Raw genomic sequence first — 16,313 nt, 5'->3', positions numbered from 1 at the left:
TTCGTCTCCAGTTGCGGGTGGCCGCCCGTGCTCCGGCCACCGGTTGAATCAGCCGGAGCGCCCGCGCGCCCCGGCGGCAGTACTGCGTGCCTTCTATCTTGTGTGCGGTGATCGCGTTGCCGATCAGTCGCGGTGATAGTTCGGCGCTTCCTTCGTGATCTGCACGTCGTGCACGTGCGATTCGTTCATGCCAGCGGCGGTGATCTCGACGAACTGGCTCTTCTCATGCCATTCGGCAATCGATGCGCAACCGCAATAACCCATCGACGAGCGAACACCGCCCGTGAGCTGATGCACGATCGGCAACGCAGAGCCCTTGTAAGGCACGCGACCCTCGATGCCTTCCGGCACGAGCTTGTCGACGTTGGCGGTGTTGTCTTCCTGGAAGTAACGGTCGGCAGCGCCATCCTTCATCGCGCCCACCGAGCCCATGCCGCGGTAGCTCTTGTATGAGCGCCCCTGGAACAGGAACACCTCACCCGGAGATTCATCCGTGCCGGCAAACATGCCACCCATCATCACGGTGTGTGCACCGGCAGCCAGTGCCTTGGCAACGTCGCCCGAGTAACGGATACCACCGTCGGCGATGAGCGGCACGCCCGTACCCTTGAGGGCTTCGGCAACGTTCGACACGGCAAAGATTTGCGGCACGCCCACGCCAGCGACGATCCGCGTCGTGCAGATCGAGCCCGGGCCGATACCGACCTTGACGCCATCCGCGCCATGGTCAACCAGCGCCTTGGCCGCATCGCCGGTAGCGATATTGCCGCCAATCACCTGCACTTGCGGGTAGTTATCTTTGATCCAACGCACGCGGCTGAGCACGCCCTGGCTGTGGCCGTGCGCGGTATCGACCACGATCACGTCCACGCCGGCCTTGACCAGCAGGTCGATGCGCAGGTCGTTGTCCGGGCCAACGCCCACCGCCGCACCCACGCGCAGCGAGCCGCGCTCATCCTTCGAGGCCAGCGGGTATTCCGTTGCCTTCTGGATGTCCTTGACGGTAATCAGGCCACGCAGCTCAAAATCGTCGCCCACCACCAGCACGCGCTCCAGGCGGTGCTTGTTCATCAGGCGCTTGGCCTCTTCCAGCGAGGCGCCTTCCTTGACGGTGACGAGCTTCTCGCCCGGCGTCATCTTGGCGCGCACCGGGGCGTCCAGCTCTTCTTCAAAACGCAGGTCGCGGTTGGTGATGATGCCCACCACCTTCGTGCCTTCCAGCACCGGGAAACCCGAGATGCCGTGTTGGGCCGACAGCGCCATCACGTCGCGGACTTTCATGTCCGGGCCGATGGTGATCGGATCGCGCAGCACGCCCGATTCGAAGCGCTTGACCTTGGCGACTTCGCGCGCCTGTTCTTCCGGCTTCAGGTTCTTGTGGACGATACCGATGCCACCCTGCTGCGCCATGGCGATGGCGAGCCGCGCTTCCGTAACCGTATCCATGGCAGCGGAGACGAGCGGAATGGCGAGTTCAATCGAACGGGTGAGCTTGGTGCGAAGGGACGTATCGCGGGGCAGGACGGCCGAGTAAGCCGGGACAAGCAGCACATCATCGAACGTGAGTGCTTTCTGGACAAGACGCATAGCAATTTCCTCTAGGCGCAAAATCGGATTATACGGGAATTCGCCCCACGGTTGTAGACAGCCATGCTATGCTCGATAAATTTTTCTTCGCGCACGCATCTAAAGCGCGCTGCGCCGCCAGCGGCCGCCGCTGGTGGTCATACCGTGCCAGCCTCGCGAGTGTTCGAATGGGAATTGGCGTATTGTGCGCCCTGCTGGCTGGGGCGATGTGGGGCATGGTCTTCATTGCGCCCCGCGCGCTGCCCGCGTTCTCCCCCTGGGAACTGGCCCTCGGCCGCTACCTTGCCTACGGCGCCATCGCGGCCATTGCCGCCGCCCCGATCCTTCCCCGCATTGCCCGCAAGATCACCCGCACCGATTACCTGGAGCTCATCAAGCAATCCTGCAGCGGCAACCTTGTCTATTACGTTCTGGTGGCATTTGGCGTGCAACTGGCCGGGGTTGCCCCCACTTCACTCATCATCGGCATCCTGCCCATCACCGTGACAGTGCTGGGGCGGCGCGACCACGGTGCCGTGCCGCTTTCCCGGTTGATCTGGCCGTTGCTGGTGGTGGCTATCGGCATCGTGTGCATCAACATCGACCTGTTCGGCCATGAGAGTGCTGCGGCTGCAGCCAACGCTCGCCCCATCTGGCAACGCATTGCCGGCATCGCCTGCGCAGCCGGCGCGCTGTGCAGTTGGACGTGGTATGCCGTGAACAACGCGCGCTACCTGCAGCGCAATCCGCATTTCTCAAGCAACGAGTGGTCAGCGCTATATGGCATCTCGAGCGGCGTTCTGTCGACCGCACTGACCGTAGCCGCCCTGCTCGTTGCCGGCACAAGCTGGGCCAGCGGCGGCGGACGCGCCTGGGGTACCTTCTGGGCAGTGAATGCTGCCGTGGCACTCGGCGCGTCGCTGATCGGCAACAACCTGTGGAACATGGCTTCCCGCCGCCTACCGCTCACGCTATCCGGCCAGTTGATCGTGTTCGAGACGCTGTTCGCGCTGGCATATGGCTTTGTGTACGACGGGCGTTGGCCGCGTCCGCTTGAAATCGCCGCAATCGCCTTGCTGATCGCGGGTGTCGGCTGGTCCGTACGCTTGCACGCGGAAGACAAGTCTGCATAAACTGGGCGCCTTGCCGGGGGGGCGAGTCGATAGGCGGGTCAAGCCATCGTTCTCGATTTGCGAGTGGCGATCACGCCACCGGGCTCCCGTGCGCGTCGTGGGGCCGTCGTCGGGTCGGCCAGCGCGCCTCGGCAGGCCATCGAACGAGAACTCCATGAAACGACTGCACGTCCTGCTGCCGGCCACCGCCACCCTGATCGCCCTCGCCTGTCCGGCAGCCCTTGCACAATGGGCTTGGCAATGGCGCGATGAGAAAGGCCTGATGGTCTACAGCGACGCGGCACCGCCGCCGTCGGTACCGCCCAGCCGCATCATCCGCAACCCGAACAGCCGCACTGCCACCGCGTACGAAGCAGTGCCGGCACCGGCTTCCGCTGTTCAGGCCGCCTCGGCAACCAAAGCCGCCCAACCCGCCTCCAGCGTGGCTGTCGATCCGGACGAAGCCCTGCGCAAGCGCATGGCCGATCGCGCGAAGAAAGAACAGGACGAAGCCAAACAGGCAGAAGCCGCCCAGCGCAAGCAGGCGGAATGCGCACGCCTGCGCAACGAAACCACGTATATGCAGGAAGGCCGTCGCATTGGTACCGCGCAACCCGACGGCTCGATTGCCTTTATGGATGACAATCAGCGCGCCGCCGCCGTTGCGCGCAATCAGGCAGCCCTGAGCGCCAACTGCAGCTGAGCGAGCGTTATTCGAGGACGTCGTCTTTGGGCGGCGCCTCGGGTGGTGCCCCCTCGGGTGGCGCCCCATTACGCAGCCACTTCAGGCCTTCGCGCGTACCGGTTGCCCGTACCTTCTGCACCCGGCGCCGGCGCGCCGTCTTTGGATCGGCGATCAGCGGACCCAAGATTTCCACGCGGTCACGCGCATGCAGCGGTGCATCCGGCGTCTTGCGCTTGCCATAGATGCCCAGGCGGCATGTATCGATCGTCAGATCCGATCCATCCAGAACCCCTGACATCCGTACCGCATCACCCACTGTCGACTGCGCCGGCACCTGTACATTGACCAGCCGCGGCGGCGTAACCGTCGCCAGGCAAACCATCACCTCAAGCTGCTCAGGATTCGCCATAGACAGTCTCAGCGCGCTTGACGAAGGAATCGACGAAGGTATTGGCGATCATGCTGAACACCGGGCCGATGATCTTTTCCAGCAGGTGACTGGAAAACTCGTAGTGCAGGTGGAAATTGATCTTGCAGGCGTCGGCCCGCAACGGCGTGAACACCCAAAAACCGGTGAAAGCCTTGAAAGGACCGTCGGCAAACTGCATATCGATCCGGGTCGGTCGTGTTTGCGTGTTGCGTGTCCGGAAATGCTGACGGATACCCTTGAAGGCAATATCGACGCGCGCATCGAGTGACGTTTCCGTCTGCTCGAAGATTTCTACGCCGCCGCACCACGGCAGGAAGTTCGGATAGTCCTTGACGTCGGTGACCAGGTCGAACATCTGTTCGGCCGAGTAGCCAATCAACACGGTTTTTTCAACGTCTGCCATGCGCCATCCGAGAGCTTTGCGCGCCGCACCTCCGGGCGTAAGCCTCGGGCTGCAGCGGATTTGTTAAACTCGCCATTTTATCGCAGCGCATGCCGGGATCGTCACCCCGATGCGCTCACCGCACATTCCAACGTATGACCATCGCCGACAACAAGAAAGCCTTTTTCGATTACTTCATCGAAGAGCGCTACGAGGCAGGCATGGCACTCGAGGGCTGGGAGGTGAAGGCCATCCGCGCCAACCGTGCGCAGATCAAAGAAGGCTACGTCGTGATCCGTAACGCCGAGCTGTTCCTGATCGGGGCGCACATCAGCCCACTGCAATCGGCCTCCACCCACGTCAACCCCGACCCCGTGCGCACCCGCAAGCTGCTGCTGCACGCTGAAGAGATCAAGAAGCTCATCGGCAAGGTCGAGCAGCGCGGCTACACGCTCGTGCCGCTCAACCTGCACTACACGCGCGGCCGTGTGAAATGCGAAATCGGCCTCGCCAAGGGCAAGAAACAGTTCGATAAGCGCGAAACCGAAAAGGACCGCGACTGGCAGCGCGAGAAAGCGCGCCTCATGCGCGAGAAGGCCTGACCGGGGCCTTCCCGCTCCTGCGCTCTTAAGCGTTCGGCCGTTGTTGCCTCACAATCGTCAACGCTGACGCAATCATCGTGCTCAGGTCACCCATGTTGCCTGGCACGATCAGCGTGTTGCCCTGCTTGGCCAGGTTACCGAACGCGCTTACATATTCCTCCGCCACCTTCAGGTTGACCGCATCGATTCCGCCATCGGTGCGGATCGCCAGACCGATCTTCTGGATCGCCTGCGCATTGGCTTCGGCCACTGCCAGAATCGCCGCAGCCTCGCCCTGGGCCTTGTTGATGGCGGCTTGCCTTTCACCTTCAGACTTTTGGATTGCCGCCTCGCGCGCGCCCGACGCCAGATTGATCTGCTCCTGACGCTTACCCTCTGATGCAGCGATCAGCGCACGCTTTTCGCGTTCGGCCGTGATCTGCGCCTGCATGGCGTGCAGGATCTCCTTGGGCGGCGTCAGATCCTTGATCTCGTAGCGCAGCACCTTCACGCCCCAGTTCGATGCCGCCTCATCCAGCGCGTTGACCACGCTGTGGTTGATGAAGTCGCGCTCTTCAAACGTCTTGTCCAGCTCCAGCTTGCCCACCACTGAACGCAGCGTCGTCTGCGCGAGTTGCGTGATCGCTACCACAAAGTTGCTTGAACCATACGACGCCCTCATCGGGTCGGTCACCTGGAAGTACAGGATGCCGTCCACCTGCAGCTGCGTGTTGTCCTTGGTGATACAGATCTGGCTCGGCACGTCGAGCGGGATTTCCTTGAGCACGTGCTTGTAGGCCACGCGGTCGACAAACGGCAGCACGATGTTGAGCCCTGGCGACAGCGTTGCGTGGTACTTGCCCAGCCGCTCCAGAATCCAGGCGTGCTGTTGCGGCACGATCTTGACGCCCTGCGCGATCAGCACAATAGCGGCAAACAGAACGATAAGCGCGAGAGTCCCCAGCTCGAACATAGAACCTCCAGTTATTGGTATTGGGTGCTAAGGCTTAATGCTTGGGCGCGACAACCAGCACGTTGCCGCGTACCTCGACGATGCGGAATTCGCCGCCCGAAGCCGTGGCGTGCGGTGCCAGCTCGACGTCCCATGCGGCGCCGCGATATTGCACGCGCGCGCGGCGCTCGGGCGACCATGCGTCTACGCGCAGCACCTCGCCGATATCCAGATTCACGTTGCGATTGCGGGCGGCATCTTCGCGTGTCACGCGTCCGTAGCGCGAGCGCCGTAGTCCAGCGATGCCGAACACCGCGATGATGGCGGCCACAATGGCCTGCGCAGGAAACGCCAACCCTGTCAGCGCCGCCAGGCCACCGGCCAGCAGACCGATCGCCACCATCAGCAGGTAGAACGTGCCCGTCATCAGTTCACCGATGACGAGCAGCACAGCCAGCGAAAACCAAATGGTCTGAGCCGACATGCTCCCTCTCCCAGAAAAAAACCCCCGCGACGCTGCACGTCTGCGGGGGCATGTCGCTCGGCCCCCGCCAGCGTTAGACGCTGCCGGGCACTTCGCGTTCTTATTAGCGCGTACCCATCAGGATACGCGCCTTGTCTTACAACACGCTAGATCGAGCCCGATTTAGGCCGAACCCAGCTTCTGCCACGTATCGACCACCGAATCCGGGTTCAGCGAGATCGACGAGATGCCTTCCTTGGCCAGCCACTCGGCAAAATCCGGGTGGTCGGACGGGCCTTGACCACAGATACCGACGTACTTGTTCATCGACAGCGCCGTGGAGATGGCACGCTGCAGCATGAACTTGACTGCCGGGTCGCGCTCGTCAAAGTCGCGGGCCAGCAGCTCCATGCCGGAGTCGCGGTCCAGACCCAGCGTGAGCTGCGTCAGATCGTTCGAGCCAATCGAGAAGCCGTCGAAATGCTGCAGGAACTGCTCGGCCAGAATCGCGTTGGACGGCACTTCGCACATCATGATCAGGCGCAGACCGTTTTCGCCGCGCTTCAAGCCGTACTTGGCCAGCAGCTCGACCACCTTCTCGGCCTGGCCGAGCGTACGCACGAACGGCACCATGACCTCAACGTTGGTCAGGCCCATCTCGTCACGCACGCGCTTCATGGCGCGGCACTCCATCTCGAAGGCTTCAGCAAAGTCTTCGGCGATATAGCGCGAGGCACCACGGAAGCCCAGCATCGGGTTTTCTTCGTCCGGCTCGTAGCGCGAACCACCAATCAGCTTCTTGTACTCGTTGGACTTGAAGTCCGACAGACGCACGATCACGGGCTTCGGGTAGAACGCCGCCGCGATGGTGGCGATGCCCTCGGCCAGCTTGTCGACGTAGAACGCGCGCGGGCTGGCATGGCCACGGGCCACGCTTTCCACGGCTTTCTTCAGGTCGCTGTCGACTTGCGGGTAGTCGAGGATCGCCTTCGGGTGCACGCCGATGTTGTTGTTGATGATGAATTCCAGACGCGCCAAGCCAACACCGCCGTTGGGGATCTGGCAGAAATCGAATGCCAGTTGCGGGTTGCCGACGTTCATCATGATCTTCGTGCTGATCACCGGCATTTCGCCGCGCTGGACTTCCGTGATTTCGGTTTCCAGCAGACCATCGTAGATCTTGCCTTCGTCGCCTTCGGCGCACGAGACCGTCACCAGGGTGCCGTCCTTCAGCAGGTCGGTGGCGTCGCCGCAGCCGACCACGGCCGGCACGCCCAGCTCACGCGCGATGATGGCCGCGTGACAGGTACGGCCGCCACGGTTGGTGACGATGGCCGAAGCGCGCTTCATCACCGGTTCCCAGTTCGGGTCGGTCATGTCGGCAACCAGCACGTCGCCGGGTTGCACGCGTTCCATTTCGGCCGGATCGTTGATCACGCGCACCGGGCCCGTGCCGATCTTCTGGCCGATGGCGCGGCCGGTGGTCAGCACCGGCGCCGAGCCCTTCAGGCGGAAGCGCTGCTCAGCCTTACCCTGCGACTGGCTCTTCACCGTCTCGGGGCGAGCCTGCAGGATGTAGATCTTGCCGTCCTTGCCATCGCGGCCCCACTCGATGTCCATCGGGCGGCCGTAGTGCTTCTCGATGATGACAGCGTACCTGGCCAGTTCTGACACATCTTCGTCGCTGATGGAGTAGCGGTTGCGCAGTTCGCCCGGCACGTCCACAGTCTTCACGCGGCCTTCTTCACCCGGCGCGGTGAATTCCATCTTGATCAGCTTGGAGCCGATCGAGCGGCGGATGATCGGGTACTTGCCGGAGGCCAGCGTCGGTTTGAAGACGTAGAACTCGTCCGGGTTCACGGCGCCCTGCACCACCGTTTCGCCCAAGCCGTAGCTGGAGGTGATGAAGACGACTTCCTGGAAGCCCGATTCGGTGTCGATCGTGAACATCACGCCCGAAGCGCCGCAGTCCGAGCGCACCATGCGCTGGATACCGGCCGACAGGGCCACCACGTCGTGGGCAAAGCCCTTGTGCACGCGGTACGAAATGGCGCGATCGTTGTACAGCGAGGCGAACACGTGCTTGATCTTATCGAGCACGTCGTCGATGCCGAGAACGTTGAGGTAGCTCTCTTGCTGGCCGGCGAACGAAGCATCCGGCAGATCTTCGGCCGTGGCGGACGAGCGCACGGCGAACGATGCCTCGGCGCCTTCGCGGGCAGCCACGCGAGCGTACGACTCGCGAATTTCCTGTTCCAGACGCGGCTGGAACGGCGCGGTGGCAACCCACTCACGGATCTCTTTGCCGGCGGCGGCCAGCGCCTTGACGTCGTCAACGTCCAGCGCGGCCAGGCGCTGCGAGATACGCTCGGTCAGGTTGTTGTGGGCAAGGAAGTCACGGAATGCCAGTGCCGTGGTGGCAAAACCGCCCGGAACGCGCACGCCGGCGCCATCCAGCTGGGAGATCATCTCGCCCAGCGAAGCGTTCTTACCGCCAACGACCTCAACATCGGTCATCCGCAGTTGCTCGAACGGCAGCACATAGGCGCCGTCTTGCGACAGGTTAGTCATACAAAAGTCCCTAAACTAAGTAAAAAACCGGTCGGATGCGCATGGGGCATGTTCTTGTCGTCTGGCCATGCGAATCGCTTGGCTAAATCATCCGGGGCAGCCGCTGTGACATTGTCTGGCGAGCGGCGAGCCCGAATTGCTTAGCGAAACGATCGCCGCTATTCTACCGTGCCGCAGCACGATTTCTTGCCTGCGTGCTGGAAAAACCCCTTGTTTTCGATGACCGATCTTGCCGCCGCACCTGCCAACCGCGCGGCCGTCCGCACCGTATTTATCGTGTCGGATGGCACCGGGATCACTGCAGAAACCTTCGCCCACTCCATCCTGGCCCAGTTCGAGATGAAATTCCGCCAGGTGCGGATTCCGTTTGTCGACACGGTCGAAAAAGCGCATGTGGCGGTGGGCAAGATCAACGAGGCGTTCAACGCTGAGGGCGTTCGCCCGATCGTCTTCACCACGCTGGTGGATGCCGACGCCAACCAGATCGTCCATCGTGCCAAGGCCACCATCCTGGACATGTTCCAGACCTTCATCGAGCCGCTCGAGAAGGAGCTGAACCTCAAATCCACCCACGCCATCGGCCGCTTCCACCAGAACGCCGACACCGAGGCATACAAAAACCGCATCGAAGCGATCAACTTTTCACTTGCGCACGATGACGGCCAGTCACATAAGAATCTGGCCGAGGCGGATGTGATCCTTGTGGGGGTATCCCGCAGCGGCAAGACGCCGACCAGCCTCTACCTGGCGATGCAGTACGGGGTGAAATCGGCCAACTATCCGCTCATTCCTGATGATTTCGAGCGCGGCAAGCTGCCCACGGTGCTGTACGACTACAAGAGCAAGATCTTCGGCCTGTCGATCGACCCACAGCGCCTGTCGGAGATCCGCAACGAACGTCGCCCAGGCAGCAAATACGCCGCGATCGAGAATTGCCGCTACGAGGTCAACGAGGCCGAATCGATGATGCGGCGCGAGGGTATCAAGTGGCTGTCGTCCACGCACAAGTCGATCGAAGAGATCGCGACGACGGTCCTGCAGGACATCAAGATGGAGCGTGACAACTACTGAGCGTCGTGCTCACGCAATAAAAAACGGCCGGGTTCACACCGGCCGTTTTGCTTTTCCGCCGACGCTGGGCTCAAGCGCGATCACGCACCCAGTTGCCGCCGTGCGCAGCCGCCTGGGCGGCAGGGGATGTCGCCAGATAGGCCAGGGCCTGCTCGGTCGAACCCTCATGGTGCGGCGTGTAGCTGGGTCGGAAATAGCGCAGCGCAGCGCCCAGCATCTTCCAGAACGACGGCAGGCAACCGCGGCGCGACCCGTGCCACCAGCCGCGGATGAACCCCGGAAAGCGCCCCGTCCCGGGATCGCGCTTGTACATGAAGCGAAAGCCCGTCACCAGGAAATACAGCAGCAGCAGGATCGTGCTCAGCATATGGAAGCAACGCTCAAAGTAGTTGCCGCCCATGTGCCGGAAGATGTCGAAGGCCACCGTGCGGTGTTCGACCTCCTCTGCGCCGTGCCAGCGCAGCAAATCAAGCATGACCGGATCGGCGTTGGCGGCATCCAGCCCTTTTGCGTTGAGCACCCAGTTGCCGAGATAGCCGAAGAAGTGTTCCAGCGCGGCGATGATGCCGAGTTGCTGCCGCAGCCAAAAGCGCGTGTGGCCAATCTTCAGGCCGAGCGGCTGCTCGCCGAGCACCTTGGAAAACAACCAATCCAGCCGCTTGGTGAAGGGCTGCGTGTCGATGCCGTGGTCCTTGTAGTAATGCGTGAGCACGCCGCCATGCGAGCGCGAGTGGATCGCCTCCTGGCGCAGGAAGCCCTCCGCATCGGCGCGCAGTTTCGCATCGGTGATCTGCGGCATGGCCTTGTTGTAGACGCGGCAGAACCACAGTTCGCCGGCCGGAAACAGCAGGTTGAGGATGTTGATGATGTGCGTGCTGGACGGATCACCGGGGATCCATTGGATGGGCGTGTCCTTCCAGTCGAAGCGCACGTGCCGGGGCTTGATGGTGTAGTCGAGCGCAGTCATGGTTTGTCTCCTGTCGTTCTTGTTCAGGACCACGCTCAATGCCCGGCCATGCTCACGCGGGCAATCAGCCGGCTGAGCCACTGCGCGTAGCGTGAAATGAAGCGCGACGAGTGCGCCTCGATGCCGATCGTGACGACCGGCTTGTTGCGCAGCACCGCACGGAGCATGGCTTTGGCAACGGTTTCGGGCTTGAGGCCGCGCAACTGGTAGAGCTTGGTTGCACGAGCGCGCAGTTGGGCCTGCTGCACCTCCGTCGTACCGGCGTAGACGGTGGAGGCCATGATTCCCGTCTCGGCAAAGCCCGGGCAGATGGCCGATACGCCGATGCCCTGCCCGGCCAACTCACCGCGCATGCATTCGGACAGCATCAGCACGGCGGCCTTGGTGGTCGCATACGCGGCAAGATCGCGCGAGGGTGCAAAGGCCGCCGCCGACGCAGTGTTCAGGATGTGCCCACCCTGCCCCCGCGCCACCATCTGCTTGGCGAACAACCGCGCGCCGTGGATCACGCCCCACACGTTCACGTGCAGGATGCGTTGCCAATCGCGCTCGGAGGTGTCGACAATGCCGCCAGCCATGCCAATGCCCGCGTTGTTGACGACAATGTCAGCGCCACCCAGCGCCTTGCCGACCCAATCGACCAGGGCTTCCATCTGCTCGGCGTTGCCCACATCAACGGTGCGCGCCCACGCTTTACCGCCGGAGAGCCGGATCAGTGTGGCGGTGCGTTCTGCGTCCTCCGCACGGATGTCGACCGCGACGATGGCCGCACCTTGCCCCGCAAACTCCAGCGCCACACAGCGCCCGATGCCGCTGCCAGCGCCAGTGATGACGGCCAGCTTGCCGGTGAACGGTTTGCGTTCGCCGTGCTGGCGAGCGCGCTGCAACGCCTCGGATTCCGGCTTGCCCTCGGCGTGCTCGATCAGCTCGCGCGCCATCTCAGCCATGCGGCCGGCATGTGTCACGGGCAGCCAGTGCCGCGCCACCACTTCGCGCCGCCAATAGTTCGGCACCCAACGCGATAGGTCTTCGGACAACGCGGGGCTTACGTACTTGTCCAGCGTCGGCACGATCACCTGCACGGGCGCATGCGCGTAGCGTTTACGCGGCGTGAACAGGCTGCGGATGAAGTTGGCGCGATACAGCGAGACGCCACGTACCCCATCGGCCGTCTGCGTGGCGCGCGGCACGATGGTGGTCTTCTCCACGCGGCGTAGCACGCGCGGCCAGGCCCGCCCCAGCCATAGGCGCCAGCTCAACTCCGGCACGATCGGCAAATGGAACAGCAGCACGTACCACGAGCGCACAAGCTGCCCCAGCATCTTGCCCAGCGACGATGGTGTCGGCCGCAGCAGACGCTGGCGCATCCAATGCCCAACGTGATCCAGACACGGCCCCGAGCACGACGTGTAAGACGCGATGCGCCCGCGCAGGCGCTCTTCCGTCACGAACTCCCACGACTGGATCGAACCCCAGTCGTGTGCAATCAGGTGGACAGGCTTGCTCGGGCTCAGCGCATCAATCACCGCGATGAAGTCGTCGGTCAGGCGCGCGAAGGTGTAATTGCGCATCCCCTTGGGCGCGCTTGATTGCCCTGCGCCGCGAACGTCGTAGGCGATGACGTAGTAGTCGCGCGCGAGTATCGGCGCCATCTCGTGCCAGACCTCGCTGTTGTCCGGGTAACCGTGGACGAGCACGACGGTGGGGCGGGCCGGGTCGCCCCAGGTCTTGACGGCGAGCGCGACGTCACCGGATTGCACGGTGCGCTCCGAATGTTCCTTGGGTGGAAAGGCGGCGGCCGGCTCGAACAACGCCAGCGGGGCCTCTTCAAGAAGCGTTTTCATCTGAGCCTCCGCAAGCATCAGGCCGCACGCTGCTGTGCGAGCAGACGTTGCTGCTGCCGTTGTTGCCACCTGCGCACGTGCGGCAGGTCGTCGTCGAGCCAGTAGGCATCGTCTTCGGTGATGACGAGCAGCTCTTCGAACTTGGCACCCACGCCATGGAAACCCAGGTGCGGCTCGACGGCCCACAGGCCCGGCACCGGTGCGTGCTCGGAGCGGCGATCAATCGACCACAGCGGCGACCAGCCTTCCTGCTTACCGCTGCGCACCTGGTCGAGGATCAGGTTGCGGGTGGCGTTCAACCCGAAGCGCGCCACGAAGTGCGGCTTCGACGTTTTCTCCAGCTTGGCCACGCGATGCGCCAACACCTTGAACGGATAGGCCTTGTGACGCGGTTCCACGCCCTGCTTCATGCAGAGTTGATCCACCGCGCGCGCGACATCCGCCATCGGACGGCGCTCGCGAATCAGGCGCACGATCAGCTCGCGGTGCGCCATCAAATCGTCCAGCAGTTGTTCAAGGATGGCGTTCTCACCAACACACGTGGCGTAGCCCACGTCGGCAATCACCCCGTTGCGCACCGGCGCCACGTCCAGGATGACCGGCATGTTCTCCTCCAGCCGCCGCGACGACGGAAAGAACGCCATGTTGAAACCTGCCATGTGCGTCAGACCCGAGAACCCCCGAAACGCCGTGCGATCACCAAACCAGGCGAACGGTTTGTGCAGCCAGTCATGCACACCGCGGTCGCCCAGCCACTCGGTGAGCAGCCTGGCCGCATCCTTCTCCGTCATGCCGGGGCGCAGCATGCCGCCGACCGCTTCGACGCATTGGTAGGCCAACTGCTGGATTTCACGAAACTGCGCGAGTTCGTCGACATTGACGCGCGCCAGGGCGGGGTTCGGCATGGCCGGTCTCCTTGAGTCTGGTTATCGAGGGGCGCTCAATGGCACCACGATCAATGTTCCATTACTCAATGGCAAAGTCAATGCGGGACTTTTCTGGCGTTTGAAAACGCCGTGTGACCGGTAATCAACAGGAAAACGCGTCGGCTAAGCGCGGCGCTGGCGCACCGCTTCGAACAGGCAGACGGCTGCTGCGGCAGCTACGTTGAGGGATTCCATGCCGCCTGGCTGGGGGATCGTCACAGGCGTGGTTACCGCCGACAGCCATGCGTCGGACACGCCAGCACCCTCGTTACCGAAGACCCAACCGACAGGTGCGTTCAGCGGCACATCGAAGACAGCCTGCTTGGCGTGCGACGACGTTGCCAGCAATGGCACCCGAATGCGCGGATGCACGCTCTCGAACGTGCAGTGCTCGACGATGTTCAGGTGGAAATGCGCGCCCATTGCAGCGCGCAACGTCTTGGCCGACCACGCGAAGGCACAACCCGCCGTCATGAACACATCGCGCACCCCCGCCGCCGCCGCGCAGCGCAGGATCGAGCCGACATTGCCGGCATCCTGAATGCCATCCAGGATCACGCAATCGGCATCAATGACTTGCGGCAGATGGCCTTCAGGCGTTTCGATCAAGGCGATCAGATCCACGCCATTGACGACCGTGGTGAGCTGCGAAAACAGGTTGTCGGCCAGCAGGATGACAGTCTGCGGATCCATGCGATCCAGCAGCACCGTGACTTCCGGGTGAGCGACATGACGCTCGGAAACCAGGATCTGGTCCGGCGTCTGGCCTGCATCCAGATAGGCCGCAACCAGATGCACGCCGTCGAGCACGGATTGCCCCGCGCGCCGGCGTTGCTGTGTCGAGCCCGACAGCGCTTTCAGGTGCTTGAGTACGGCGTTGTCGCGGGAAGTGATGTGCTTCATGAAAATCAGTCGTCCCAGGCGGGGCTACCGCCCGCAGTCGTTGCAGCCTGTGCTTCCAGCGCACGGCGCACCGGTGCAAACGAGCGGCGATGATGCGGTGTCACGCCATGCGCTTCGATGGCAGCCAAATGCTGAGGCGTGCCATAGCCGGCGTGTACGTCAAAGCCGTACGCCGGAAACGCTGCGTGCAAAGCGACCAACTGCCGATCACGCGTGACCTTGGCAAGAATCGACGCCGCCGAGATCTCCTGCACCAGTGCATCGCCCTTGACGATGGCCTCCACCGCAAACGGCACCTGCGGGCAGCGATTGCCGTCCACCTGCACGAGGTCAGGCAGCGTGCCTTTCGCAGCCACGCCCTGCACGGCGCGCTGCATGGCCAGCATGGTCGCATGCAGGATGTTGATCCGGTCGATCTCCTCGACAGTCGCCTCAGCCACGTGCCAGGCGAGCGCTTTTTCGATGATCTCGTCGTACAGCGCCTCACGCTTTTTGGCGGTGAGGATCTTGGAATCGGCCAGCCCAGCAATCGGCTTGCGTGGGTCGAGGATGACGGCAGCAGCTGTTACCGGCCCCGCCAGCGGCCCACGGCCAGCTTCATCCACGCCACACAGAATGCGGTGCACACGCTTGCCGGCATCGTCCACCGGCTCTTGCGACAGCAGCAGGCCCAGTTGATCCGGATTGGGTTTGCGGGAAGCCATGGCGTTAAAGCTGACCGCGGCTGCGCAGCAGATCGGCCACGACCTTCGCGCCAATCTCCGCCATGTTCTGCTTGAGCGTCAGATGCATCTGCGTGAAATGCTCGCGCAGGAAGGTGGCGTTACCGTGATCGCTCAACTGCAGCAGCGTCTCACGCGCAAGCGCCTCGGGTGTCGCGTCGTCCTGCAGCAGTTCGGGCACGACAAAGCGGCCGGACAGGATGTTCGGCAGCCCCACGTAGGGCAGATAGCCCTTGCGCTTCATGATCTGCGCCGTCAACCAGGGCACCTTGTAGGTGATGACCATGGGCTTCTTGTACAGCGCGGCTTCCAGCGTGGCGGTGCCACTGGCAAGCAGAATCACGTCAGCGGCTTCCATGGCCGCGTGCGACTGACCGTCGACCACCCACAGATGCAGGCCCGGGTGCTCCGCACGCAGGGCATCAACGCGCTCGCGCAGTGTCGCGCTGGCGGCCGGCAATACGAAGGCGATGTCCGGCTCGACGGCTTGCATGCGCGCCATGGCGGCGAACAGCGTCGGGCCGAGGTTCTTGACCTCTGAGTTACGGCTCCCCGGTAGCACCGCCACGATCTTGCGGCCCAGAGGAAGACCCAGGCGCGTGCGCGCACCTTCCACGTCCGGCACCAGCGGAATCACGTCCGCCAGCGGATGACCGACGTACGTGGCAGGAATGCCCGCCTTGGCGTAGATTTCGGGCTCGAACGGGAACAGGCAGAGGATGTGGTCAACAGCCTTGGCGATCGTTTTGATGCGCCCAGCACGCCACGCCCAGATCGATGGGCTGACGAAGTGCACCACCGGTACACCCGCCTGCCGCATGGCGATCTCGACGTTGAAATTGAAGTCCGGCGCATCAACGCCGATGAAGGCCAGCGGCGGATTGGACAGCAGATCCTGCTTGAGCTCCTTGCGAATGGCGAGGATCTCGCGCAGTTGGCCGAGCACTTCCACGTAGCCGTTGACCGACAGCTTGTGCATCGGCCAATTGGACTGAAAACCTTGCTCGGCCATGCGCGCACCGCCGATGCCGTTGTAGGCGATGTCAGCGGGTAGCTGCGCATGCAGCCCCTTGAGCAGCAGCGAGGCCAGCAGATCGCCGGACGCCTCGCCTGCCACCATGCCGATGCGGCGCGCCGG

General features: G+C 63.1%; 16 protein-coding genes. 4 read left to right on the top strand and 12 right to left on the bottom strand.

Translation table 11 applies throughout. The features are described from left to right. Positions 1-123 precede the first annotated feature (123 nt). Positions 124-1,587, bottom strand: a complete 1,464-nt coding sequence (guaB, locus tag C404_RS40075) for an IMP dehydrogenase (RefSeq protein ID WP_021194402.1) — start codon at positions 1,585-1,587, stop codon at positions 124-126. Between the two features lie 167 nt (positions 1,588-1,754). Here guaB and C404_RS40070 point away from each other — a divergent pair, with 167 nt between their 5' ends. After that, entirely contained in the window at positions 1,755-2,699 is a 945-nt protein-coding gene (locus C404_RS40070) for a DMT family transporter (protein WP_031329223.1), read from the top strand. Positions 2,700-2,853: 154 nt separating this feature from the next. Beyond that, the gene (locus C404_RS40065; RefSeq protein ID WP_021194400.1) at positions 2,854-3,381 is read left to right on the top strand and encodes a DUF4124 domain-containing protein; all 528 of its coding nucleotides are present in this window, start codon (positions 2,854-2,856) and stop codon (positions 3,379-3,381) included. 7 nt (positions 3,382-3,388) lie between these two features. Here the strand turns inward: C404_RS40065 and C404_RS40060 are convergent, their stop codons facing one another. After that, positions 3,389-3,772, bottom strand: a complete 384-nt coding sequence (locus C404_RS40060; RefSeq protein WP_021194399.1) for an RnfH family protein — start codon at positions 3,770-3,772, stop codon at positions 3,389-3,391. After that, positions 3,759-4,196 (bottom strand): type II toxin-antitoxin system RatA family toxin, encoded by a 438-nt coding sequence (locus C404_RS40055; protein WP_021194398.1) that lies wholly within the window; start codon positions 4,194-4,196, stop codon positions 3,759-3,761. The genes C404_RS40060 and C404_RS40055 overlap by 14 nt, the downstream gene beginning before the upstream one ends. A 134-nt stretch (positions 4,197-4,330) precedes the next feature. Between C404_RS40055 and smpB the strand changes: the two genes are divergently transcribed. Beyond that, positions 4,331-4,777, top strand: a complete 447-nt coding sequence (gene smpB / locus C404_RS40050) for an SsrA-binding protein SmpB (RefSeq protein WP_004626709.1) — start codon at positions 4,331-4,333, stop codon at positions 4,775-4,777. A 25-nt stretch (positions 4,778-4,802) separates the two neighbouring features. Here smpB and C404_RS40045 read toward each other — a convergent pair whose 3' ends face one another. From C404_RS40045 to ppsA, 3 genes are all read right to left on the bottom strand, one after another. Then, positions 4,803-5,729, bottom strand: a complete 927-nt coding sequence (locus C404_RS40045; RefSeq protein WP_021194397.1) for an SPFH domain-containing protein — start codon at positions 5,727-5,729, stop codon at positions 4,803-4,805. Positions 5,730-5,763: 34 nt separating this feature from the next. Further along, entirely contained in the window at positions 5,764-6,192 is a 429-nt protein-coding gene (locus C404_RS40040; RefSeq protein ID WP_021194396.1) for an NfeD family protein, read from the bottom strand. A 162-nt stretch (positions 6,193-6,354) separates the two neighbouring features. After that, positions 6,355-8,742, bottom strand: a complete 2,388-nt coding sequence (gene ppsA / locus C404_RS40035) for a phosphoenolpyruvate synthase (protein ID WP_021194395.1) — start codon at positions 8,740-8,742, stop codon at positions 6,355-6,357. Between the two features lie 219 nt (positions 8,743-8,961). Between ppsA and ppsR the strand changes: the two genes are divergently transcribed. After that, on the top strand, positions 8,962-9,813 hold the full coding sequence (gene ppsR, locus C404_RS40030) for a posphoenolpyruvate synthetase regulatory kinase/phosphorylase PpsR (protein WP_031329222.1): 852 nt from the start codon (positions 8,962-8,964) through the stop codon (positions 9,811-9,813). 70 nt (positions 9,814-9,883) lie between these two features. Here ppsR and C404_RS40025 read toward each other — a convergent pair whose 3' ends face one another. The 6 genes from C404_RS40025 to lpxB form a co-directional block, all read right to left on the bottom strand. Beyond that, on the bottom strand, positions 9,884-10,780 hold the full coding sequence (locus tag C404_RS40025) for a metal-dependent hydrolase (protein ID WP_021194393.1): 897 nt from the start codon (positions 10,778-10,780) through the stop codon (positions 9,884-9,886). 35 nt (positions 10,781-10,815) lie between these two features. Further along, entirely contained in the window at positions 10,816-12,624 is a 1,809-nt protein-coding gene (locus C404_RS40020) for an SDR family oxidoreductase (protein WP_021194392.1), read from the bottom strand. Between the two features lie 17 nt (positions 12,625-12,641). Next, positions 12,642-13,529, bottom strand: a complete 888-nt coding sequence (locus tag C404_RS40015; protein ID WP_021194391.1) for a M24 family metallopeptidase — start codon at positions 13,527-13,529, stop codon at positions 12,642-12,644. 144 nt (positions 13,530-13,673) lie between these two features. Beyond that, on the bottom strand, positions 13,674-14,453 hold the full coding sequence (locus tag C404_RS40010; RefSeq protein ID WP_021194390.1) for a TrmH family RNA methyltransferase: 780 nt from the start codon (positions 14,451-14,453) through the stop codon (positions 13,674-13,676). A 5-nt stretch (positions 14,454-14,458) separates the two neighbouring features. Then, positions 14,459-15,157 (bottom strand): ribonuclease HII, encoded by a 699-nt coding sequence (rnhB, locus tag C404_RS40005; RefSeq protein ID WP_021194389.1) that lies wholly within the window; start codon positions 15,155-15,157, stop codon positions 14,459-14,461. Positions 15,158-15,161: 4 nt separating this feature from the next. Beyond that, positions 15,162-16,295: a lipid-A-disaccharide synthase gene (gene lpxB / locus C404_RS40000; RefSeq protein WP_049286237.1), complete on the bottom strand. Its 1,134-nt coding sequence runs from the start codon at positions 16,293-16,295 to the stop codon at positions 15,162-15,164. Positions 16,296-16,313 lie beyond the last annotated feature (18 nt).

The sequence above is a fragment of the Ralstonia sp. AU12-08 genome, from assembly GCF_000442475.1.
GTDB lineage: Bacteria > Pseudomonadota > Gammaproteobacteria > Burkholderiales > Burkholderiaceae > Ralstonia > Ralstonia insidiosa.
The sequence above is the reverse complement of the archived record's forward strand: the minus strand, read 5'-3'. Positions and strand labels throughout refer to the sequence as shown.

What these genes read in the sequence shown, in the direction of transcription:
- guaB (WP_021194402.1), bottom strand. Translation starts at nt 1,587, where the DNA reads ATGCGTCTTGTCCAGAAAGCACTCACGTTCGATGATGTGCTGCTTGTC.
- C404_RS40070 (WP_031329223.1), top strand. Translation starts at nt 1,755, where the DNA reads ATGGGAATTGGCGTATTGTGCGCCCTGCTGGCTGGGGCGATGTGGGGC.
- C404_RS40065 (WP_021194400.1), top strand. Translation starts at nt 2,854, where the DNA reads ATGAAACGACTGCACGTCCTGCTGCCGGCCACCGCCACCCTGATCGCC.
- C404_RS40060 (WP_021194399.1), bottom strand. Translation starts at nt 3,772, where the DNA reads ATGGCGAATCCTGAGCAGCTTGAGGTGATGGTTTGCCTGGCGACGGTT.
- C404_RS40055 (WP_021194398.1), bottom strand. Translation starts at nt 4,196, where the DNA reads ATGGCAGACGTTGAAAAAACCGTGTTGATTGGCTACTCGGCCGAACAG.
- smpB (WP_004626709.1), top strand. Translation starts at nt 4,331, where the DNA reads ATGACCATCGCCGACAACAAGAAAGCCTTTTTCGATTACTTCATCGAA.
- C404_RS40045 (WP_021194397.1), bottom strand. Translation starts at nt 5,729, where the DNA reads ATGTTCGAGCTGGGGACTCTCGCGCTTATCGTTCTGTTTGCCGCTATT.
- C404_RS40040 (WP_021194396.1), bottom strand. Translation starts at nt 6,192, where the DNA reads ATGTCGGCTCAGACCATTTGGTTTTCGCTGGCTGTGCTGCTCGTCATC.
- ppsA (WP_021194395.1), bottom strand. Translation starts at nt 8,742, where the DNA reads ATGACTAACCTGTCGCAAGACGGCGCCTATGTGCTGCCGTTCGAGCAA.
- ppsR (WP_031329222.1), top strand. Translation starts at nt 8,962, where the DNA reads ATGACCGATCTTGCCGCCGCACCTGCCAACCGCGCGGCCGTCCGCACC.
- C404_RS40025 (WP_021194393.1), bottom strand. Translation starts at nt 10,780, where the DNA reads ATGACTGCGCTCGACTACACCATCAAGCCCCGGCACGTGCGCTTCGAC.
- C404_RS40020 (WP_021194392.1), bottom strand. Translation starts at nt 12,624, where the DNA reads ATGAAAACGCTTCTTGAAGAGGCCCCGCTGGCGTTGTTCGAGCCGGCC.
- C404_RS40015 (WP_021194391.1), bottom strand. Translation starts at nt 13,529, where the DNA reads ATGCCGAACCCCGCCCTGGCGCGCGTCAATGTCGACGAACTCGCGCAG.
- C404_RS40010 (WP_021194390.1), bottom strand. Translation starts at nt 14,453, where the DNA reads ATGAAGCACATCACTTCCCGCGACAACGCCGTACTCAAGCACCTGAAA.
- rnhB (WP_021194389.1), bottom strand. Translation starts at nt 15,157, where the DNA reads ATGGCTTCCCGCAAACCCAATCCGGATCAACTGGGCCTGCTGCTGTCG.
- lpxB (WP_049286237.1), bottom strand. Translation starts at nt 16,295, where the DNA reads ATGGTGGCAGGCGAGGCGTCCGGCGATCTGCTGGCCTCGCTGCTGCTC.